The organism is Actinoplanes sp. GCM10030250, from assembly GCF_042666575.1.
In the GTDB taxonomy this organism is placed as follows: domain Bacteria; phylum Actinomycetota; class Actinomycetes; order Mycobacteriales; family Micromonosporaceae; genus Actinoplanes.
In genome coordinates this window covers 13,601-33,192 of the sequence record NZ_JBHTDO010000017.1, presented here as the reverse complement: position 1 = coordinate 33,192, position 19,592 = coordinate 13,601, and the positions used below count along the sequence as shown (strand labels likewise).

The 19,592-nt window shown below is 71.2% G+C and carries 16 protein-coding genes; 7 read left to right on the top strand and 9 right to left on the bottom strand.

What is annotated here, in order from left to right; genetic code table 11:
- Positions 1-76: 76 nt before the first annotated feature.
- A complete protein-coding gene (locus tag ACFQV6_RS21885; protein ID WP_378029399.1) occupies positions 77-1,099 on the bottom strand; it encodes a GlxA family transcriptional regulator in 1,023 nt (340 codons plus the stop codon).
- Positions 1,100-1,152: 53 nt separating this feature from the next.
- On the opposite strand from ACFQV6_RS21885, the gene ACFQV6_RS21880 reads away from it, so the two are divergent.
- On the top strand, positions 1,153-2,439 hold the full coding sequence (locus ACFQV6_RS21880) for an MFS transporter (RefSeq protein WP_378029398.1): 1,287 nt from the start codon (positions 1,153-1,155) through the stop codon (positions 2,437-2,439).
- On the opposite strand, the gene ACFQV6_RS21875 is transcribed toward ACFQV6_RS21880, so the two are convergent.
- Entirely contained in the window at positions 2,429-2,746 is a 318-nt protein-coding gene (locus ACFQV6_RS21875) for an STAS domain-containing protein (protein WP_378029397.1), read from the bottom strand. The two genes, ACFQV6_RS21880 and ACFQV6_RS21875, sit on opposite strands and share 11 nt — an antisense overlap.
- A gap of 93 nt (positions 2,747-2,839) precedes the next feature.
- Between ACFQV6_RS21875 and fxsT the strand changes: the two genes are divergently transcribed.
- Entirely contained in the window at positions 2,840-5,263 is a 2,424-nt protein-coding gene (gene fxsT / locus ACFQV6_RS21870) for an FxSxx-COOH system tetratricopeptide repeat protein (RefSeq protein WP_378029396.1), read from the top strand.
- A gap of 6 nt (positions 5,264-5,269) precedes the next feature.
- Here fxsT and ACFQV6_RS21865 read toward each other — a convergent pair whose 3' ends face one another.
- From ACFQV6_RS21865 to fxsA, 3 genes are read right to left on the bottom strand one after another with little or no spacing between them, the layout of a single operon-like run.
- Positions 5,270-6,934, bottom strand: a complete 1,665-nt coding sequence (locus ACFQV6_RS21865; protein WP_378029395.1) for a putative bifunctional diguanylate cyclase/phosphodiesterase — start codon at positions 6,932-6,934, stop codon at positions 5,270-5,272.
- Between the two features lie 48 nt (positions 6,935-6,982).
- Positions 6,983-8,425 (bottom strand): HEXXH motif-containing putative peptide modification protein, encoded by a 1,443-nt coding sequence (locus tag ACFQV6_RS21860; RefSeq protein WP_378029394.1) that lies wholly within the window; start codon positions 8,423-8,425, stop codon positions 6,983-6,985.
- The gene (gene fxsA / locus ACFQV6_RS21855) at positions 8,422-8,613 is read right to left on the bottom strand and encodes an FxSxx-COOH cyclophane-containing RiPP peptide (RefSeq protein WP_378029393.1); all 192 of its coding nucleotides are present in this window, start codon (positions 8,611-8,613) and stop codon (positions 8,422-8,424) included. Before fxsA ends, ACFQV6_RS21860 begins: the two co-directional genes overlap by 4 nt.
- Before the next feature lie 338 nt (positions 8,614-8,951).
- On the opposite strand from fxsA, the gene ACFQV6_RS21850 reads away from it, so the two are divergent.
- Positions 8,952-9,359, top strand: a complete 408-nt coding sequence (locus tag ACFQV6_RS21850; protein WP_378029392.1) for a hypothetical protein — start codon at positions 8,952-8,954, stop codon at positions 9,357-9,359.
- Between the two features lie 18 nt (positions 9,360-9,377).
- On the opposite strand, the gene ACFQV6_RS21845 is transcribed toward ACFQV6_RS21850, so the two are convergent.
- The gene (locus ACFQV6_RS21845) at positions 9,378-9,662 is read right to left on the bottom strand and encodes a DUF427 domain-containing protein (RefSeq protein WP_378029391.1); all 285 of its coding nucleotides are present in this window, start codon (positions 9,660-9,662) and stop codon (positions 9,378-9,380) included.
- A gap of 149 nt (positions 9,663-9,811) precedes the next feature.
- Between ACFQV6_RS21845 and ACFQV6_RS21840 the strand changes: the two genes are divergently transcribed.
- Together ACFQV6_RS21840 and ACFQV6_RS21835 are read left to right on the top strand one after the other, a co-directional pair.
- Positions 9,812-10,855 carry a hypothetical protein gene (locus ACFQV6_RS21840; protein WP_378029390.1) on the top strand — a complete coding sequence of 348 codons (1,044 nt, stop codon included), beginning with the start codon at positions 9,812-9,814 and terminating at the stop codon, positions 10,853-10,855.
- Positions 10,852-12,279: a hypothetical protein gene (locus tag ACFQV6_RS21835; RefSeq protein WP_378029389.1), complete on the top strand. Its 1,428-nt coding sequence runs from the start codon at positions 10,852-10,854 to the stop codon at positions 12,277-12,279. The genes ACFQV6_RS21840 and ACFQV6_RS21835 overlap by 4 nt, the downstream gene beginning before the upstream one ends.
- Positions 12,280-12,289: 10 nt before the next feature.
- On the opposite strand, the gene ACFQV6_RS21830 is transcribed toward ACFQV6_RS21835, so the two are convergent.
- The 3 genes from ACFQV6_RS21830 to ACFQV6_RS21820 form a co-directional block, all read right to left on the bottom strand.
- The gene (locus ACFQV6_RS21830; protein ID WP_378029388.1) at positions 12,290-14,230 is read right to left on the bottom strand and encodes a SpoIIE family protein phosphatase; all 1,941 of its coding nucleotides are present in this window, start codon (positions 14,228-14,230) and stop codon (positions 12,290-12,292) included.
- A gap of 355 nt (positions 14,231-14,585) precedes the next feature.
- Positions 14,586-15,422, bottom strand: coding sequence for a bifunctional DNA primase/polymerase (locus tag ACFQV6_RS21825; protein WP_378029387.1), 837 nt, complete (start codon positions 15,420-15,422; stop codon positions 14,586-14,588).
- Between the two features lie 128 nt (positions 15,423-15,550).
- Entirely contained in the window at positions 15,551-16,903 is a 1,353-nt protein-coding gene (locus tag ACFQV6_RS21820; protein ID WP_378029534.1) for an AAA family ATPase, read from the bottom strand.
- A gap of 162 nt (positions 16,904-17,065) precedes the next feature.
- Between ACFQV6_RS21820 and ACFQV6_RS21815 the strand changes: the two genes are divergently transcribed.
- Together ACFQV6_RS21815 and ACFQV6_RS21810 are read left to right on the top strand one after the other, a co-directional pair.
- On the top strand, positions 17,066-17,437 hold the full coding sequence (locus tag ACFQV6_RS21815) for a hypothetical protein (RefSeq protein ID WP_378029386.1): 372 nt from the start codon (positions 17,066-17,068) through the stop codon (positions 17,435-17,437).
- Positions 17,438-18,531: 1,094 nt separating this feature from the next.
- Positions 18,532-19,200 carry a hypothetical protein gene (locus tag ACFQV6_RS21810; protein ID WP_378029385.1) on the top strand — a complete coding sequence of 223 codons (669 nt, stop codon included), beginning with the start codon at positions 18,532-18,534 and terminating at the stop codon, positions 19,198-19,200.
- Positions 19,201-19,592 lie beyond the last annotated feature (392 nt).

Genomic DNA, 19,592 nt, shown 5'->3' with positions numbered 1-19,592 from the left:
AGTCCTCAGTACGGGCCGGACAGGGTATACACCGTTCCCATCGGACATTTCGCCGCGAATCTGAGCCCTTGGGCGCTTACCCCGCGTGGCGGAATGTCCGCCGGTACGCCGAAGGTGCCACCCCGATCGTGGCGTGCAGATGCTGGCGCAGTGCGGTGGCACTGCCCAGTCCGGCCCGCCGGGCGACCGCCTCCACCGCCAGATCGGTCGACTCCAGCAGGATCCGGGCATGCTCCACGCGCTGGCGGAGCAGCCACTGCCGCGGGCTCAGGCCGGTCTCGTCACGGAACCGCCGGGTGAACGTCCGTACGCTCATCCGCGCGTGCCCGGCCATCTCCTCCAGGGTGACCGGCTCGGCCAGCCGTTCGAGCACCCAGGTCCGCGTGGTCTCGGTGCCGCTGCCGCTCGCGGACGGCACCGGCCGCTCGATGTACTGCGCCTGCCCGCCGTCCCGCCACGGTGGCACCACGCAGCGGCGGGCCGCCCGGTTCGCCACGTCGGCACCGTGATCGGTCCGGATGATGTGCAGGCAGAGATCCACCCCGGCGCCCACCCCGGCCGAGGTCAGCACGTCACCGTCGTCGACGAAGAGCACGTCGAAATCCCAGTCCACCCGCGGATAGAGGCCACCGATGCGCCGTGCCCAGGCCCAGTGGGTGGCGGCCGGCCGCCCGTCCAGCAGGCCGGCCGCGGCGAGCACCGAGGCGCCCGTGCAGATCGAGACGATCCGGGCGCCCCGGGCGGCGGAGGCCCGCAGCGCTGCCGCGACGGCCGGATCCAGCGTCCCGTCGGTGACCGGGCCGCCGGTGTGGATGCCCGGCACGAGCACGGTGTCGGCCGTCTCCAGCGCCTCGAGGCCGTGATCGGGCACCACGGTGAAGCCGGCTTCGGCGCGGATCGGGCCGGTTCCGCAGACCACCACCTCGTAGAAGCGGTTGCGCTCGGCGTCCCGTGCCGCACCGAACACCTGTGGGGGAACACCCAGGTCGAAGGGCACCAGGCCATCCAGGGCGAGCATGACAATGAGATGGCTTCCACTCCGCTTTCGGGTGGTGGGCGGGGCGGTTGGATGGGGAGGCATGGCTCGATTCTTGCGCATCATGGCCCCCGGGCCACTCGTCCGCCGGGACGTGAATGACGAGAATCGGTCAGGTGAAATACCGTTTCCACCCCGCCTGGCTGGTCGCCGTCGCGGCCTTCGTCGCGCTGATCGGCGCCGCCGGCTTCCGCGCCACCCCCTCCGTGCTGCTCCAGCCCCTGCACGAGGAGTTCGGGTGGTCGCTGGCCACCATCTCCGCCGCCGTCTCGGTGAACCTGCTGCTCTACGGCCTGACCGCGCCGTTCGCCGCGGCGCTGATGGACAAGTTCGGCATCCGGCGGGTCGCCACGTTCGCCCTGCTGCTGGTCTCGGCCGGCTCCGGGCTGACCGTGTGGATGACCGAGAGCTGGCAGTTGATGCTCTGCTGGGGCGTCCTGGTCGGGCTCGGCACCGGGTCGCTCGCCCTCGGTTTCGTCGCGACGATCACCGGGCGGTGGTTCGTGCGGCACCGCGGCCTGGTCACCGGTGTGCTCACGGCAGGCGGTGCGACCGGCAACCTGATCTTCCTGCCGGTTCTGTCCAGGATTTCCGAGTCGAACGGATGGCGGACGGCAGCGCTGACGGTGTCGGTAGCGGCGCTGTGTGTCGTACCCCTGATTCTCTGGCGCCTGCGTGACCACCCCGCGGACCTCGGCGTCAGTGCCCTCGGAAGCACCGAAGTGCTGGAGAAGCCGGCGAAGCCGGCCGGAGGCGCCGCCCGCAACGCCCTGCGCGGCCTGCGCGACGCCGCCCGGACCCGGCCGTTCTGGCTGCTGGCGGGCGGTTTCGCGATCTGCGGCGCGACCACCAACGGCCTTGTGGGCACGCATTTCATCCCGGCCGCTCACGACCACGGCATGCCGCAGACCACCGCGGCGAGCCTCCTCGCGCTTGTCGGGCTCTTCGACATCGCCGGCACCATCGCCTCCGGCTGGCTGACCGACCGGGTGGACAGCCGGATCCTGCTCGGCGGCTACTACGCGCTGCGCGGACTCTCGTTGCTGGTGCTGCCGTCGCTGTTCGCCGCGACCGCGCACCCCAGCATGCTGATCTTCATCCTCTTCTACGGCCTGGACTGGGTCGCGACAGTGCCTCCGACGGTCACGCTGTGCCGGGAGTACTTCGGTGCGGCCGGGCCGATCGTTTTCGGCTGGGTCTTCGCCTCGCACCAGTTCGGCGCCGCGATCGCCGCCACCTCGGCCGGCCTGATCCGCGACCAGTGGGGTGCATACACCTGGGCCTGGTACGGCGCCGGCGCGCTGGCCCTGCTCGCCTCGGTACTCAGCCTGATGCTCTTCGCCGGCAAGCGGATCAAGCCGATCGCCCCCGGGATCGGTTTGGCGGTACCCATCAAGGGGTGAGCTCGACTACCTCCAGCAGGCCGCTCAGCACGAGGATCTGCCGCACGTTGGCGCTCGGGCGGGCCAGCCGAAAGGGGATGCCCTTGTCGCGAGCGCGCTGAAACCCGGAGATCAGCGCGCCCAGGCCGGTAGAGTCGATGAACGCCACCTCGGCCATCTCGACCACGATCAGCCGCGGGTCCGCAGCGACAGCCTCGCCCAGCACGACGCGCACCTGCTCCACGGTGAGGATGTCGATCTCACCGTGCAGCGACACGGTGGCCGTGCCGTCGGCGACATCAAGGCTCGTCACACTCTCTTCGGCCACAGGTGGACCTTCCGTCTCGGGTGCGTGCCCGCTTTGCGTTGGCGAGCGTTCCACGTACGGTAATCGGCATCACCAACACGTGAGGAGCACAGTGTGCCGATCCGTGGCGGTCTGCCGCCGCGCAACCCCCGCTTCGTCGGCCGGGAAGAGCTGCTGACCCAGGTGCGCGGCATGCTGGGCAACGGTCCGGTCGTGCTGCTGCCCAGTTCTGAGCACCAACTCGGCGGTACGGGGCGTACCCAGTTGGCGGTGGAATATGCCTACCGGCACGCCGAGGGGTACGAGCTGGTCTGGTGGATCCCGGCCGAGCAGAACGCGGGGATGCGAGCCGCGCTGGCCGGGCTGGCGCAGGAACTCGGGGTGCCCGAGGCGCGTGACCTGAACCGGACACTCGGCGCCGTCCGGGACGCGCTCAGCCGCGGCGAGCCGTACCGGGACTGGCTTGTCGTCTTCGAGAACGCCAACCGGCCCGAGGACATCATGCCGTACCTGCCGAGCGGAGCCGGCCATGTGCTGGTAACCAGCCGGAATCCGCGATGGACCGCCGAGGTGGCGCAGGCGCTCCCGGTGCCGGTCTTCGACCGCTCGGACAGTGTGGACCTGCTGCGCGGGCGCACCGCCGACCTCTCGGTGACCGACGCGGAGCTGCTCGCCACCCACCTCGACGACGTGCCGATGGCCCTCGACCTGGCCGCCGCGGTTCGCGACGCGACCGGGTGGACGGTGGCGGAATACCTCGAGCGGTACGACGTCCGCGCCGCCGAACTCGCGTTCCCCACCCCGATCCGGGTGGCCTGGGGACTGGCCGCCGAGGCCTTGGGCGACGCCGCCCCGGCCGACCGGATCCTGCTGGAGCTCTGCACGTTCCTGGCCAGCGCCCCGATCTCCTGGCGGCTGCTCTGGGCGGCGCGCACCCTCCCGCTCGATCCGGAGCTGGCCCGGACCGTTCGGGTCGAGCGGCGGCTGCGCACGGCGATGCGGCGGATCAGCCGGTACGGCCTGGCCGAGCTGGACCCGGCCGGCGAGGAGCTGACCGTGCACCCGATCGTCCGGGGCATGTTCGGTCAGGCGCTCAGCTCGGAACGGCACGCGGAGCTGCTCCGTACCGTGCGGGGGATGTTGGCGGCGGCCGATCCGGGTGACCCGGACAACCCGGCCGGCTGGTACCGGTACGCCGAACTCGCCCCGCATCTGATCCACTCCGACCTGCTCGGCGGCGACGCCGAGGAGGTACGCCAGCTGGTCATCAACTGCATCCGGTACCACTTCGCCCGCGGCGACTACGACTCCAGCCGTGACCTGGCCAACTCCGCCGTCGCCCGCTGGCGCGACGGGCTCGGCGAGACCGCAGAACAGACCCTGCTCGCCGCGTTCCACCTGGCCAACGCCATGCGGGCGGTCGGTCGTACGGCCGACGCCCGCAACCTGAACCTCCAGACGCTGCGCACCCAGCGCGAGGTCTTCGGCGCGGACGACGAGGCGACCCTGGCCACCGCCAACAGTGTCGGCGGCGACCTGCGGATCCAGGGGCACTTCGGGCAGGCCCGGCAGCTCGACGCGGACAACCTGGTGCGCTACCGGCGGCTGTTCGGGGAGAGCTTCCCGACCGCGCTGCGGTGCGCCAACAACCTCGCCGCTGACCTGCGGCTGCTCGGTGACTTCCGCGGTGCCCGGGCGCTCGACGAGCAGGTGCTGCGGCACCGGCAGGCGATCTTCGTGACCGGTCACCCCGAGACGCTGTCGTCACGGACCGGGCTGGCGTACGACCTGTTCGGGCTCGGCGACTACGCCGGTGCGGCCGCGGTGCTCGCCGCCGGGCACACCGATCGGATTCCGGCCGACCACCCGTTCGCGCTCTGGGCCGGGCGGTTCGCCGCGATGGCCGCCCGCCGTCGCGGTGACCCGGCAGCCCGCCGGATGGCCGAGACCAACCTGGCCACCTGCCGGCAGAAGTTCGGTGACCTCAACGTCGACACGCTGGCCTCGGTGGTCTCGCTGGCGAACTGCGCGCGCGCCGAAGGTGCCCTGGACGACGCCCATGAGCTGCTGGAACGGGCCGTGATCCGGTACCACGCCGTGCTCGGCGACGAGCACCCGTTCACCCTCGCCGCCTCGGCCGGCCTGGCCGGCGTGGTCCGGGCGGCGGGCCGCCACACCGAGGCCCGCACCATCGACCTGGAGGTGCTCAGCGGGCTGCGCCGCAGCGTCGGAGCTGACCACCCGTTCACGCTGAGCTGCGCCAACGGGCTCGCCGCCGACCTGGCCGCGGCCGGCGAGGCACAGCCGGCCCGCGAGCTGGCGGCGGACACCCTGCGCCGCTCCCGGGCGGTCCGCGGCGTCGACCACCCCGACACCGCGGCGTGCGCCTGGAATTTGGCGCTCGGCGACGGTGACGAGCCGGCGCAGCAGCAGGCCCTGGCCGGGCTGGCAAAGGCGTACGGCGACGGCCATCCGGTGTTCCGGACGACCGCCGCCGGTCTGCGCCTCGAGACCGATATCGATCTCCCGCCCCTCTGAGCGGTCTCAGCCCAGGTTGATCGGCATGCCCTGCTTGTCGAGCAGCTCGGTCACACTGTCGGCCGGCATCGGCCGGGCGAAGTGGTAACCCTGTGCCCGGCCACAGGCCAGTTCCCGCAGTCGGGAGGCCTGCTCGGCGTTCTCGATGCCCTCGGCGACGGGTGACAGGTTGAAGGTGCGTGCGATGTGCAGCACTGCCTCCGCCACCGACGCGTCGCCGGTCTCCGGCATCGCCTGCACGAACGAGCGGTCGATTTTGATCACGTCGACCGGCAGCGTGCTGAGGTGGCTGAGCGACGAGAAGCCGGTGCCGAAGTCGTCGAGGGCGATCCGTACGCCCAGCGACTTGAGCGCGCTCAGCACCCGCGCCGACTCGACCAGGTCGGTGAGCGCCACCGACTCGGTCAGTTCGAGCACCAGGTCGTTCGGCGGCAGGCCGGTGGCCTCCAGGATCGCGCGCACCTCGTCAATCAGCCTCGGGTTGCCGAGCTGGGACGCGGACAGGTTCACGTTGAGCTCGAAACCGGGGAACTGGTTCTGCCAGTCGATCGCCCGCCGGCAGGCCTCCTCCAGCACCCACCCGCCGAGCCGGGGCAGCAGGCCGAGCGACTCGGCCAGGTCCAGGAACACGGCCGGCGGAACCAGGCCCTGCACCGGATGCTGCCAGCGCACCAGCGCCTCGACACCGACGGTCCGGCCGCCGTCCAGGTCCACGATCGGCTGGTAGTGCACCTCGAACTCGCCCGCCTCCAGGCCGCGGATGATGTCGGCCTCGGCGATCCGGCGCCGCTCGGCGGCGGCGAACAGCTCCGGGTCGAAGCGGCGGGCCACCCCGCCACCCTCCACCTTCGCCCGCAGCAGCGCCTGGTCGGCGCGGCGCAGGACCGAGTCGAGACCGTCCTCGATCGAGGCGACCGCGACACCGGCGCGAGCCCGGATGGTCACCGGCACACCCGCCACGTCCAGCGGGCGGTGCAGTTCGGCCAGTACCCGCTCGGCGACGGCCAGGGCCGCCTGCTCGTCCTCGAGGCCGGGCAGCAGCACCGCGAACTCGTCGCTGTCGAGACGGGCCACGGTGTCGTGGGCACGCACGTTCTCGGCGAGCCGGTCGGCGGCCGCCCGCAGCAGGTCGTCGCCGATGATGTGCCCGAAGTGGTCGTTGACGTGCTTGAAGCCGTCCAGGTTGACGAGGATCACCGCGGTCTTGGTGCGGGCCGGCTCGGCGAGCACCTCCTCGGCGTACTCGACGAACATCTTCCGGTTGCCGAGGCCGGTCAGCGGGTCGCGGAAGACCTGCTGGGCCAGCAGCACCTGCTGCCGGTTCACGTCGGCTTCGGGCCGCTCGGTGACCGACTGCCGGATCACCACCGCGGCGGCGACCAGCATGACCAGCCAGGTCGCGGCGGGGGACAGGTCACCGTGCAGGTGCCGGATCCCGGCCGCGGTCAGCGCCGCGGCGACAGTGGTGTACCGCAGGAGCGGCCGGCCCCCGTCGAGCAGCAGAACAGCCAGGCCCAGGCAGAGTGCCGCGACCAGCGGCACGATCCGGCCGAGCAACCCGTTCGGGTGCACGGCGTCGGCCACCGGCCAGGCCAGCAGAATCAGCGACGCGAGCACAGCGGCGTCGTCGACACCGACCCGTACCCGATCCAGCAGCGCATTGCGACCCACAATCCACCTCCTGGCTGCACAGATCGGTACAGCGGTGGCGCAGATGAGCTATCCGCCGAGCCAATCAGCGAGCACGTCGACCTGCGCCTCCGGGACCCCCAGCGCCGCGGCCCGCACGATCTCCGGTCGCCGGCGCAGCGCCACGTGCGGGGAGACCAGGGCGAGGCCGGCCCAGGCCGCGTCGTTCCCACGATCAACTTCAAGGGCTTTTTTGTACGATCGACGAGCAGTCCCGCCATCGCCACGCACGCAGGCGACATCCGCGGCCGTTGCGCGACCGCCGGGCTGAACTGCCTGGTCACCCTTGGCGAGCTCCCGGGCCAGGCGGGCTCGGGGACTGTTCTCCAGGGCCCGGCCGGGCGCTTTCACCAGAACCGGGTCCACGTGCGGCGGCCGTTTCCCGTCCCGCCAGGCCTGACCCAGAGCGGCGGTGTCGCCGGGTGTCACGGCCAGGTTCCGCAGCCGCCACCGCACGTGGTGATCGGCGCGTGCGAGCTCCGCCAGCCGGAGGGTCTCCGGGTCGACCGGATCGTCCCGCCACGGGCCGACCTCCGCCCGCAGGGCCGTCACGAACCGGGTACCCGCCGCCGTCAGCTCCCCGCCGTCCAGCAGCTGGTCCGCCGTCCCCGCCACCGCCGCCCGCCACCTCGCGAACTCGAATCCGCTGGCCCCGCTCGCCCCGCTCGCCCCGCTCGCCCCGGCCTCCACGCGCCAGAATCGGGTCACGCTCAGATAGGCGTAAGCGCCGTGCAACACCCCGAGCCCCGGCCGCGGATCATCCCGCCACGGTGAGTAACCCAATCCGCCACCCGGCAGGACCAGCTCGAACAGCTGATGCACGGCGTTCAACACGCTGTGCTGCACCTCGTGCAGCAACCCGACAGCCAGCGCCGTGGCGTCGACGGGAGCCGACATGGCCACCGCACCGAACGCCTCCGCCGACGTCGAGCTGATCCCCTCCGCGGCCGGATCCGGCTCCACCGGAACGATCACCCGGAGCACCGCGGCGAGGGTCTCGGCCGCCGCTCGATGCCGGGTGACCAGGATCTGCCACGCCGCGTCGAGGCAGCGCCGCCAGTGCTCCACCTCGTCATCGGAGAGCGGGCCGGTGGGCGGGAGACCGAGGAGGTGTCGGAGAGGATCGGCGTCGTCCACCCGTACGCTCAGAACGAGATCAGCGCAGGTGGCGCGCAAAGCGTGACCACCCGGGGAAGGCCCCGCCGTGCCGCCGGCACGCAGCGTGTGTGCCGCCCAGAGACCCGTCATCGGATCGGCGATCCGCCGGTTCGCCTCGGCAGTGTCGATGCTGGTCAGGTGCGTGTACCAGGCGGGGGTCGGCGGCTGCGCGCGCCGGATCTCGCGGAGCAGGAGCAGATGGCGGCTGAGCTGCGCGCGCCGCAGCGTGGCGAGGGTGGCTGCATCGGGCCGCCCGGCGCCGAGTCCGGCGAGCTCGGTGTCGGCGAGCCGGAAGGTGGGCGGGCCGGTGGTCACAGCGCGGAGTTGAAGCCGGCGATCGGCTCGCCGGGGCGGGCCAGATCGTCGGTTACGCGGCGCAGGGCGCGGGCGAGGGCGGTGTCGTCGTCGCCCTCGACGAGTTCAGCGAGTGAGGATCCGGAGAGATCGACCATGACGGATCGCCATTCCGCCGGCCGCCCGTCGCCGTCCTGGCCTGCGTCCACGGCACCTCCTGCGGTGTCGGCTCGGTGTCGGTCGATACGTTGCCGCAAGGTTACGGCGGTCGTCGGGTCGGGTGACCGGCGGGAGTCGCTACCGTGGGTGCTCGCACGAGTTTGCGCGGACGTGATCTGATGGGACGTGACTGCGCAAGTCGGTTACGGAGGGCAAATAGTGCTGGGTGGAGAACGAGGCGCCGGAGACAGTGCGGTGGACACCGCAACGACCCCGACGATCGGAGCGGAGGAGAGGTCGGCCGAGCCGGTGATGCCGTCGCCGCCGTTCCCGACCTTCCAGAACACCCGCTCGCTGCCACATCAGGCGCCGGGTAACGGATTCGAGAGTGGGCGGGACAGCCGTGCCCGGTGAGCCGAAACCGTCGCTGCCGCAGCGCGGCCCGGCCCCGGCGGTGGACCGGATGAGCAACGCGGAGCTGACGCGGATGATCGAGGCGGAGCACGCGTACCGGGGTAAGGCTCTCTTCGAGCTCTGCGATCGGGTGCCGCAGGACGACGACGCGGCGACCAAGGTGGCGATGCTGTCGCGGCTCGAGTCGCTGCGCAAGGCGCGGCTCTTCGACCGGGTGTCGCTGGCGTGGTCGGCGATCATCGCGCTGCTGGCGGCGGAGACCGGGCACGCCCGCGAGGAGGCCTACGCGGCGTTCGGTGCGCTGAGCACGGTCGAGCAGCAGGACATGCTGGACTACCTGGAGGTCAAGTCGATCGAGGAGGCCCACCCCCGTATCACGTGAGCGGGCCTCGTGAGCAGGTCAGGCTTCCACTCGGACGTCTCTGCGGAAGGCGACCCTGTCGCGCACCGCGGAGGCGTCCGGCTTGGGGTCGGGGTAGTACCAGGCCGCGTCCGGCGCGGTCTCCCCGTCGGCACGTAGTGAGTAGTAGGACGCCTTGCCCTTCCAGGGGCAGACGGTGTGTGTTTCCGAGGGGACCAGCACATCGTCACGCACGCTGGTGCGAGGGAAGTACGTGTTGCCCTCGACAACCACCGTGTCGTCGCTGTCGGCGATCACTTCGTCGTTCCAGATGGCCTTCGGCATGCCTCCGAACGTAGCGCGCCGCGGCCTTTGTGTCTGATACGTGCGCTTTATTCACCTCTGGTGGGTGAAACATGGCGAGTCGTCCGGCCATTGGCAGTGCACTGTACGAAGATCTACAGTAGTCCCCTCGGTGCGGGAGAACGGTGGCCATGCAGAAGCTTGACCAACTCCGTGGCCCCGGACGGGCCAAACGGCACAACGCGCGCACGATCGCCGCACTCACCGGCAACCCCGGATGCTCCCGCCGCGCGGTGCTCGACGCCGCCGGCGTCGACAAGGTGAAGCTCGCCGAGCGGATCGGATTCCCCGGCAGTTTCGGCCAGTCCCGCTTCGCGCTGTCCCGAGGCAACGCCTTCGAGGCGATGCTCAAGGCGGACGGCTGCGCCCTGCTGCGCTCGGTGCTCGGCGCCGGCTCCCTGGACTACCAAGACCTGGGCGCCGACTCCGACGACACGCTCGGCGACCGCCACGACCGTACGGTGAAGATGCTCGCCGGCGCCCGGGCCGCGCTCATCGACCACCCGCTGCTCACCCTCGGGGTGGCCGGCCAGACCGTCTTCCTCGAACCGGACCTGATCGCGTTCGCCAACCAGGGCCGCCTCCAGGTGGTCGAGATCAAGTCGTTCGCGATCGTCGACGGGCAGGCCGACAGCGCCAAGGTCTCCGCCGCCGCCGTGCAGGCCGCCGTCTACGTGCTGGCCCTGCGTGGCCTGCTGGAACGCCTCGGTCAGGACCCCGCGCTGGTCAGCCACGAGGTGGTGCTGGTCTGCCCGGAGAACTTCTCGCTGAACCCGGTCGCGGTGACGCTGGACGTCCGCAAGCAACTCGCCACGCTGCGCCGCCAGCTGTCGCGGCTCGCCTCGGTCACCGCGCTGATCGACTCCCTGCCCGACGGCGTGACCTTCGACCTGGCGCTCGGCCCCGAGGAGCTGACCGCGGCCCTCGGCCACGTCGAGCCCCGATACGCGCCCGAGTGCCTCTCCACCTGCGAGCTCTCCGTCTTCTGCCGCGACGAGGCGAGCGGCAGCACAGCGGTGCTGGGCCGGACCGTCCGCGAGGCTCTCGGCGGGATCGAGAGCGTCGGTGAGGTGCTCGCCCTGGCCGACGGCAGCCGCGAGCCGACCGAGGAGCAGGCCGAGGCCGCGGCGCTGCTGCGGGCCGCGGCACGGTTGCGGTCAGAGACACTTCCTTGAGTACGCTGACCGCGCTCGCACGTGTGCAGGCGGTCGCGTCGGGCACTGCCCAGCCGATCGCCACCGTGCGTCACCTGCACGTTCACGACCACCCGCTGGTGCTGATCCCGCTCGCGATGGCCGGTGAGGCGAACGCGCCGCTGGCCGCCGCTGTCGGCACCGGCCCGTCGGCCATGCGGCTCCTGGTCGTCGAGCAGCCGCGCAACCGGGACGACCGGTTCGCCTTCTTCGCCGCGCTCGCCGAGGAGCTGGTTCCCTACCTCGACTCGTTCGCCACCGAGACCGAGGACGTCCCGATCGACCGGGGTAAGGACGTGCGGCAGCGCTACGTCGACGCGCCACAGATCTGGGTGCCGAACCCGGGCGGCGTGGACTTCCTGCGGCTGCTCGGCCGGTCCACCCGGTTCCGGACGACCGACGGCGAGTACCCGGTGCCTGCCGGGGTGCCGCTGCTCGGCCGCTGGCTGACCTTCTTCGCCAACAGCGCCGAGGTGCCCGGCTCGTCGCTGCTGCTCACCGCGGTCCAGGCGCTCACCCTGCACTGGGCGACCGGGCAGAGCAGCGCCGAGGACGCGCAGCTAGGGGCGCTGCTGGCCTGGATCGAGTCGGGCGCGGACGCCGCCCGGGAAGCGGAGAACGGCCCGGTCGCCGGGCCCGCCACCGACCCGGACTTCGACAACCGCGTACTGGCCCCGCTCATCGAGCGCTCCGCACCGGAACTGACCGAGGTGATCCGCGAGCTGCTCGTGCCCACCTGGGACCGGATGTGGCGGACGCTCAACGTGCTGCGGACCCTGCCGATCGGCGAACGGGTCAGATCACGCTGGGACTCCGACCGGGACGCGTTCACCGCGTTCGCGCAGTACGTCGCCGAGGGCGGAGCACCCCAGCCCCGCCGCGACGGAGCGGTAGCCGCCGCGGCCCGGCTCCAGCGGCTGGAGAACGCGGCCGCCCGGTACGCGGTGCAGCGCGCCTTCGACGACCCACTGGTCCTGGCCGAATACCGGCTGACCGGCGCGGCCTTCGCCGGCACGGTGACGCTCGCCAACCCGGACCGGATCGACGACAGCGGCAAACGGCCGGTGCTCCGCCCGCGGATCATGGTGCACACGACGGAGGAGGTCCGGGTCGAACCGGGCACGTCGCTGACCTCGCCGACCCGGCCGGCGCAGAAGGCCAAGGTCATCTCGATCAACCCGGCGGGGGATGGGCGGGACGTGCTGCTGGAGTTGTCCGGCGGAATGGGACGCAAGCTGGTCGCTGAGCCGGGGAGTGTGCCGGCGGTGGGGGAGCGGCTGGTGCTGACGACGCTCAGCGAGGCGTACCGGCCGGGGGGAACCTTGCCGGACCCTGCGGAGACTCCATGGACGCATGGTGGCCCTCCCGAGTCTGCGCCTGAGCTACCCGCTTTCGCCCCTGCCTGATGTGCCCGCTTTACCCCAGTTTGACCAGCAGTAGGGCTATGTCGTCGTTGCGGTGCGGTGCCACCTCGAGCAGGCGGGAGCAGAGCTCGTCGCCGGGGGAGGCGGCATTTCCCCGCAGCACCTCGCAGAGCCGTTCCACCCCGTCGTCGAGGAGCTGCTCCCGGCTCTCCACCAGGCCGTCGGTGTAGAGGACAAGCGTCGAGCCCGATGGCACGTACCGATGGGTGGTGGTTCTCGGGTCCCGGGGTGGCAGGCCGAGCAGCGGTTCCGGCGGCACCCACCAGACCTGGACGCTGCCGTCCGGCAGGAGCAGCAGGGGCGGCGGATGACCGGCGTTGGCGAAACTCACCGAGTGACCCGACCAGGACTTGCGGATCCGGGCCAGTACCGCTGTCGCCGAAGCCGGGACGCGCAAGCCGTACAGGGTCTGATCCAGGGCGCTGAGCAGCGCACCCGGCTCCTCGTCCCGGCCGTACGCGTCGCCGCGCACCAGGTTGCGCAACTGGCCCATGGTGGCCGCGGCCTCGATGTCGTGCCCGGAGACGTCGCCGACCGCGACCATGACGCTGTCGTCGGGCTGGGCGAAGGCGTCGTACCAGTCGCCGCCGACCGCCGCACCGTCCTGTGCCGGCAGGTAGCGGGCGTGCAACTCCACACCCGGGATCGCCGGCAACTCGGTCAGCAGGCTCCGCTGGAGCACCTCGGCCATGTGCCGCTGCTCCCGGTAGAGCCGGCTGTTCTCCACCGCCAGACCGGCCCGCCGCCCGATCTCCAGGGCGGTCCGCTCCTCGTCCGCGGTGAACGGCCCCCGCTCCGGCCGGTTGACCAGCAGCACCGCGCCCAGGGTGGTGAGCCGCACCGGTGAGGTGATCGGCAGCAGCAACGTCGAACCGAGCCCCGCCCGAGCGGTGATCGAACCCAGGTCGGCGTCGCTGATCCGGCTGCCCAGATCCGACGTGCGCACCGCCCGGCCGTTGCGGCGCACCGCGAGCAGCATCGTCCGCAGATCCGTACGCGAGCGGGCGAGCAACTCGGACAACGCGCCCATGTCCTCCGCCCGGTGCGGGTCCCGATGCGTGGCGAACACGTGCGCCGCGCCACCCGGATCCTCGGCGACCGTCACCACACACCAGTCGGCGAGCCGTGTCGTGGCGATGGCACCGAGCCGCCGCATCGCCTCGTCCACATCCATCGTGGCCGCGAGCGACTCGGTCAGCTCGGCGAGCAGCTCCAGCTGGTGATGTGCCGACTCGGCCGCTCGGCGTGCCCTCTCAGCGGCGCCCCGCGCCTCCTCGGCCGCCCCTCGTGCCTCCTCAGCCGCGCCCTGTGCCTCCTCGGCGGCGCGCCGGGCCTCGTCTGCAGCGCGCCGGTCATCCTCGGCGGCGCGCCGTGCCTCGTCAGCCGCCCGCCGGTCGTCCTCGGCCGCGGCCCGGGAGATACGCAGGGACGCCTCGGACGAGCAGACCGCGGCCAACTCGCTCAGCAGGGCCACCTCGCTCGCCGTCCAGATCCGCGGCTCCACATCCACCGCGCAGAGCGCACCCACCACCAGCCCGTCCTGGTCGGTGATCGGCGCACCCACATACGCGATGGCTCCGATCTCCGCGATCGACGGGTTGTCCCGCATCCGAGGATCGGTACGCACGTCGGCGACGGCCAGCAACTCCCCGGAGACGACAACGTGCCGGCTGAACGAGTGCGTCAGCGGCATCTCCCGCACCGACGCCAGCTGATCGGGCAGCCCGACCTGCCCGGCGAAATGCTGCTTCTCGGCGTCGACCAGGCAGACCACACCCATCGGAACGTCCACGAGCATCCGGACCAGCATCGCCAGCCGATCGAAAGCCTCATCCGGCAACGGGCCCCCGACGATCCGCCGCACCGAACGAAGGCGCGACGCATCAACGAGCACGCCCCGCTCGGCGTCGCCGATCACGTCCCAACGCAGCACGTCGCCCCCCGGCCGATCTGCACGCAAGGCTACCGGCGCTACCCCGGCCCGCACCTCTCCAGCCGCGACCCGATCATCCGTTTCCCCCGGCCGAACGGCTCACCCCCACCCCTCAACGGGTCCACCCCACCCCACCCAGCCCATCCCGACCACGCACAGCCTCGTCCCAGGCGCCAGCCGACCTCGCCGCGTGCGCCGGCTCGCCGCGTGCGCCGGCTCGACGCCGCGTGCGCTCGCTTGACCACTGCGCGCCAGCTCGACTCCACGCGCCAGCTTCCCCGCCGGCCCGTCACCCTCGCCTTCCTGCCTGTCCCGTCATCGCCCGCTTTCCGCCTGCCCTCCCCTCCCGCCTGCGTCACGCGGCCTTGCGGGGCCGGCCTTCGAAAGGCTGCCGGCGACCCGCTGTCATGCCCGACCGGATCGTGGCGCTGGTCTCCGCCACGCCGAGGCCCGCGTGCCGGGCCGCTGCCGTCAACTCCCAGCGCACCGTCGCGGCATCCAGCAAACCCGCACCGACGAAGCGGCCGAGCACGAACGCCGCCCGGTTCAGCGTGTCGTTCCGCGCGCCCACCGGGGCGGTGGCCACCCGGTCGGATTCGGCGTCGAGAGCAGCTTCCGCGTACCTATTGGGGTGGGTTATCGGGTGGTCCCGGAAAGCCGGCTGCGGCCCCTCGATGAGCGCCCGCAGCGCGGCCGGGCCTGTCGGCAGGCCGCCGGTGGGCCGCCGCAGCCAGGTGTAGTCGCCGCCGCTGGCGTGTCTCGACGGCGGGGCCAGCACATATCCACCGGCGCCACGCCAGTCGAGGCCGGGCAGCAACCGCACCCGATTACCGAACCCGGTCGGCTGGAACCACAGGTGGCGGCCGCCCCCGCCGGTGCGGACCTGCGGCCCACCCGGGAGATCGCCCCCGAGCACGTGACGCAGGCCGTGCCAGCCCTCCACCGAGTCGATGTCGGCGACGTCCATCACGACTCCGGTGCGGAGGCCGACGTTCGCATGTGGCCAGAGCAGCCACCACAGCCGGATCTGCCGTGAATCGGTGGACGCCTCGGTGAGACCGTGACGCAGGCGGGGATGTTTGCCGGAACTGTCGCATCGCGCTCCTCGATCGCAGGAACAAGCACCACCCCGGTCAGGCGTGTGCACCGGCAGAACGGGGATGCCGTGCCGGGCGAACGCTAGGGCAGCCATGAGCGACATTAGAACAAGCGTACGACAATTTTCGGACTCGGGCAGGGTTCGCGGGAGTCGCCAGACGCGGAGCTGATGCGCCCGGGCCCGCATCGCCTGCTGCCCTGGGTCGCGTCAGCCGCACTCGGTCATGTCCGATAGAGGTGCGCGAGCATCGACTGGTTCGCCTCCCACCCGTCCGGGAACTTGACCGGGACGTTGATGTGGAGGGGTTCGGTCGACGGGTGCGCGTCGAGCAGCTCGGCGATCCCGGCTCGCGCCACCACCACGCAGGCGTGCCGGTGCCGGGAGGTCAGCACGCAGAGGCGGCCGGACTCCAGGTGGAACGCCGTGGCGTCACGCCGCCCGGAGAGCGGGTGCAGCACGACGGTCAGGTCGTACTCCCGGCCCTGCAGCCGGTTCGCCGTGTCCACGGTGACCCCCGCGGCTTCCGGCGGGAGCATCGAGCGGATGACTGCCACCTGATCGCGGTGGGCGGCGCCGATGGCGATCCGGTCGGCGGTGAGCGGCCGCGTCCCCGACTCGGAGACGGCGACACCCTCGCGGGCCAGCGCTCGGCCGGCCAGGGCGGCGCAGGCGGCTGCGGCCTCGGCGTCCGTCCGGACCGTGAACCGTGCCGGCAGCTCGTGCAGCCCCCACCCGGTGGCCGCCGCGGTGTCGAGGACCTCGTCGAACGCGCCTTCCGCCGACTCGGCGAACGCGCCCCCGGCCGGCTTGGCGAACGCGCCTTCCGCCGGCTTGGCGAACGTGCCCTTGGCCGGATTGGCGAACGCGCTCCCCGCGGGCTTAGTGAAGGTGAGCGAGCGATCCGCGGGCCCGGTGCCCGACCGGAACCCGGTGAACGGGTAGAACGCCGCGGCCACCACCGGTGCCGCCGACGCGGGCAGCCGCCAGGAGACCGGCAGCCGGTGCACCGGAAGGTCGGGGTTGTGGCGGAGCAGCACCGCCACCGCGCTCTGCATCGGGTCCCAGGAGAGCCCCGTCCATCGGTCCACCTCGACCGTCGAGAACGGGTCCAGCTGCCCGGGGTCGCCCACGAACAGAGCCCTCTCGAACCGCGGCGCGACACGCAGCAGCGCGTCGGACCGCATCTGGTACGCCTCGTCGACGATCGCCCACGACCAGGTCCCCTCGGTGACCGTGGCCCATTTGGCCGCTGTCCCGATGGTGACCGCCGGCGACCCCAGATCGGCCACCTTGGCCGCGACCCGGCACGCGGGATGAGCGCGCACCCGGGCCGACGCCTCGTAGTCGACGGCTGACAACCGCCCCACGGTGACCTCGGGGGAGCGCACGCCGAGCCGATCGATCAGGTCGTCCACCTGCTCGTTCGTCTGCGCCACGATCATCAGCGGCGCACCGCCCGCGGCCAGCTCGCCGGCAGCCCGCACCACCAGCGTCGACTTGCCGGCACCCGGCGGAGAGTCGACCACCACCCCGCGATGGGAACCGGACCTCAGATCGCCCAGGACCGCGGAGATGACCGCGGCGGCTTCCTGAGCCGGGCTGAGGAGCTGGGCCGGGCTGAGGAGCTGGGCCGGGCTGACGAGTGCGTTCGAACTCACCCGGGCACCGTAGCGCCTGCCCCCGACAGAACGCTCAGTCGCCGCTTGGACACATCCGGTGGGTACGCTGGCGAGATCATGGATCATCCGGAGTGGATGTGGCCCCCGGTGGAGCTGGCGGCGCTGCGACTCGGCCGCCGCCTGGGCGTGCAGGTCCCGGCATCCCAGCCGCACCGATGGTCGTTCGTGCACATCGTCCCCAGCGTCGGGCCGGCCGACGAGGCGGCGATCCGTTCCGGCCGTGTGCACAGCGATCCGGAGCGCAGCTTCCGCGTCGCGCACTGGGAGTTCGAGGCCGACCGCCTCGAGGGCTACGACCATGACCTCGGTGGTGTCCGGCTGCGGCACGCGTACGCCGCGGACGAGGAAGAACTCCTGGCTGTGCTGCGGGAATGGCGGCTTCCGCCGGGCGGCTTCCGGTATTCGTGGGACACGGTGGATCCGGTCTGACCGGGCCTGCCCGTAATACCTGAACACTGCGAGCGCGTCCTGTTCACGTTCTCTCCATAAACTAGCGGCCTCCGCACCCTGCGTGTCCTTCGGGTGTACTCCGGCGCCACGCGGGCGCCATGGCCTGCCGACTCCCGGCGACGGCAACCCGTGCGGGGTGATCGGAGAATTCGCTCTGTAATCGCTGAACCGTCGGCGGGTCCGTGCGACTGCGGCGGATAATTGTCGATTCGTTTCGTGGAGAATGAATGCGGTGCTTCGGGGGACGGATGCGGGAAAACAATTGACTGCGCTATTAAAATCAGCCTGCATTCCCGTACGGAATAGCGGGGTGGCTTGGATTTCGATGCAGTGGGTGTCGCCCGCGCCGGCGTTTCTTCGTCGCTGGGCGGTCGCTGGTCGTTGTCGGGGTCGCCGCCGTTGCGGTTGATCTCCGCTCGGGTGCTCGGGTGGGCTTGCTCGGACCCGCCTGTCCCGCTTGGCGGGACGTGATCGCGGTCGGTCGGCGGTGCGGACGATCACGCCGGGGAGGATCGGCGCCTGGACACGGAAGGTGACTCTGTTGATCTCCGGCGCGCTCAGGAACCGGCGCAAGTGACGGGTATCCGACAGTCGCTCTGTCGTCTGCCTCCTAGCGTTCAGCTGGCCCTCTGGGGCCAGAGCCTCCAGTGGACCATTCGCAAGTCACCTCCTCCGCCTGCAACCGGTTGCGGTCGCCCGTGCCCACCGTCGCACCAGGTGGAAAATGATCATCGGGCAGGCCGAGGTCCAGGTGACATGCGGTTTGATCACGATGCGTGAAATGATGTTTCCTTCTCCGTCACCGCACGGAAATAACCCTCGTGTTCAATATTGGGTACGGGTGAAAAGCGAAACCGGCTTGCAACTTGCGCGTGCGGTTCGCCGCGCAAGTTGCAGGTTTCACCGCCCTGAGCCCGCTGGCTCCGACGTCGTGGCTAACTATTGATCGACTTGCTCGATTTCATTCACGGTTGTTTCTATGATCTCGGAACAACCCCCTTCCAGTCGATCATTGGAAGTGCAACTCTTCTAGCCAGCAGTGACGTCAGTAACACGGACGGTGGTGGTGAGGAATGCGCCCAGACGTTCTCGTCGGTCCGAGTGATTGGCTCATCGAGCAATTCGGCGACAAGATCGCCGACGAGTTGTGGACCAGGGTCCCCGAGGCCCTGAGCACTGCGATCGATCGCGAGGTCCACGCTCATCCAGCCATGACCCAGACCATGGAACGTGTGCTGGCAAATCCCCGGTGGGCATTGCCCTATGAGGAACTGGTGCTCTTCCTGGGCACCCTTCCCGGAGCCGAGATCATCAGTGTCCCGCGCTCCGTCTACCAGCTGGTCCTCATCAACGGGCACGTCGTCGTCCCGTGGTGCTATGGCCAGTCCGCCCGCATCTCGATGCGCGACGCCCAGGTCGGCCGCTCCTTCGGCCGCCTCGCGCGCGAGTTGCTGCGCCGCTTCGGCCCGCCGTGGCGCCGCTCCCCGATCGAGGCACCCCTCCCGCTCGACGCCGTCGACGAACGCGAGGTTGCCAAGATCTGCGCCGCGATCGCGCAGATCGCCCCCAAACCCGAGGTCGTCATCGCCGGTTTCGCCGGAGCCCCGAACCTGGGCCTCCTCCGAGCCTGCCTGGGCGAGATCAAGTCCACCGACAACGGCACCCTCAACTGGAGCCACCTCGACGATCTCCCCCTACCGCCCCCGGTCATCCCTCGCCCCCGCCGCATGCAATTCCCCTGACCACCAGCGGCCCTACCCCCTCCACAGCCCAGGCACGTAGTCGCCGACGATTACGTGCCTCCCGGCCGTCCGCCCTCAGCCGTAGCCCAGTCACCACATCGCCTCGCGGTCAGGTGCCTCCCGGACGGCTCGCCGCCCTCGGCCGTAGCTCAGTCACCAAACCGCCTCGCGATTACGTGTTTCCTGGACGGCTGGGTGTACTGGACCGTCCGCGAGGCACCTAACCGGCCGACGCGCCCTCGCGGGCCGGCATCCATGCACGTTATGGCGCCCGGGTTACGTGCGTGGTTGCCAGCCGGGCGGGTCGGGCTGGCGTCCATGCACGTTATGGCGCCCGGGTTACGTGCGTGGTTGCCAGCCGGGCGGGTCGGGCTGGCGTCCATGCACGTTAT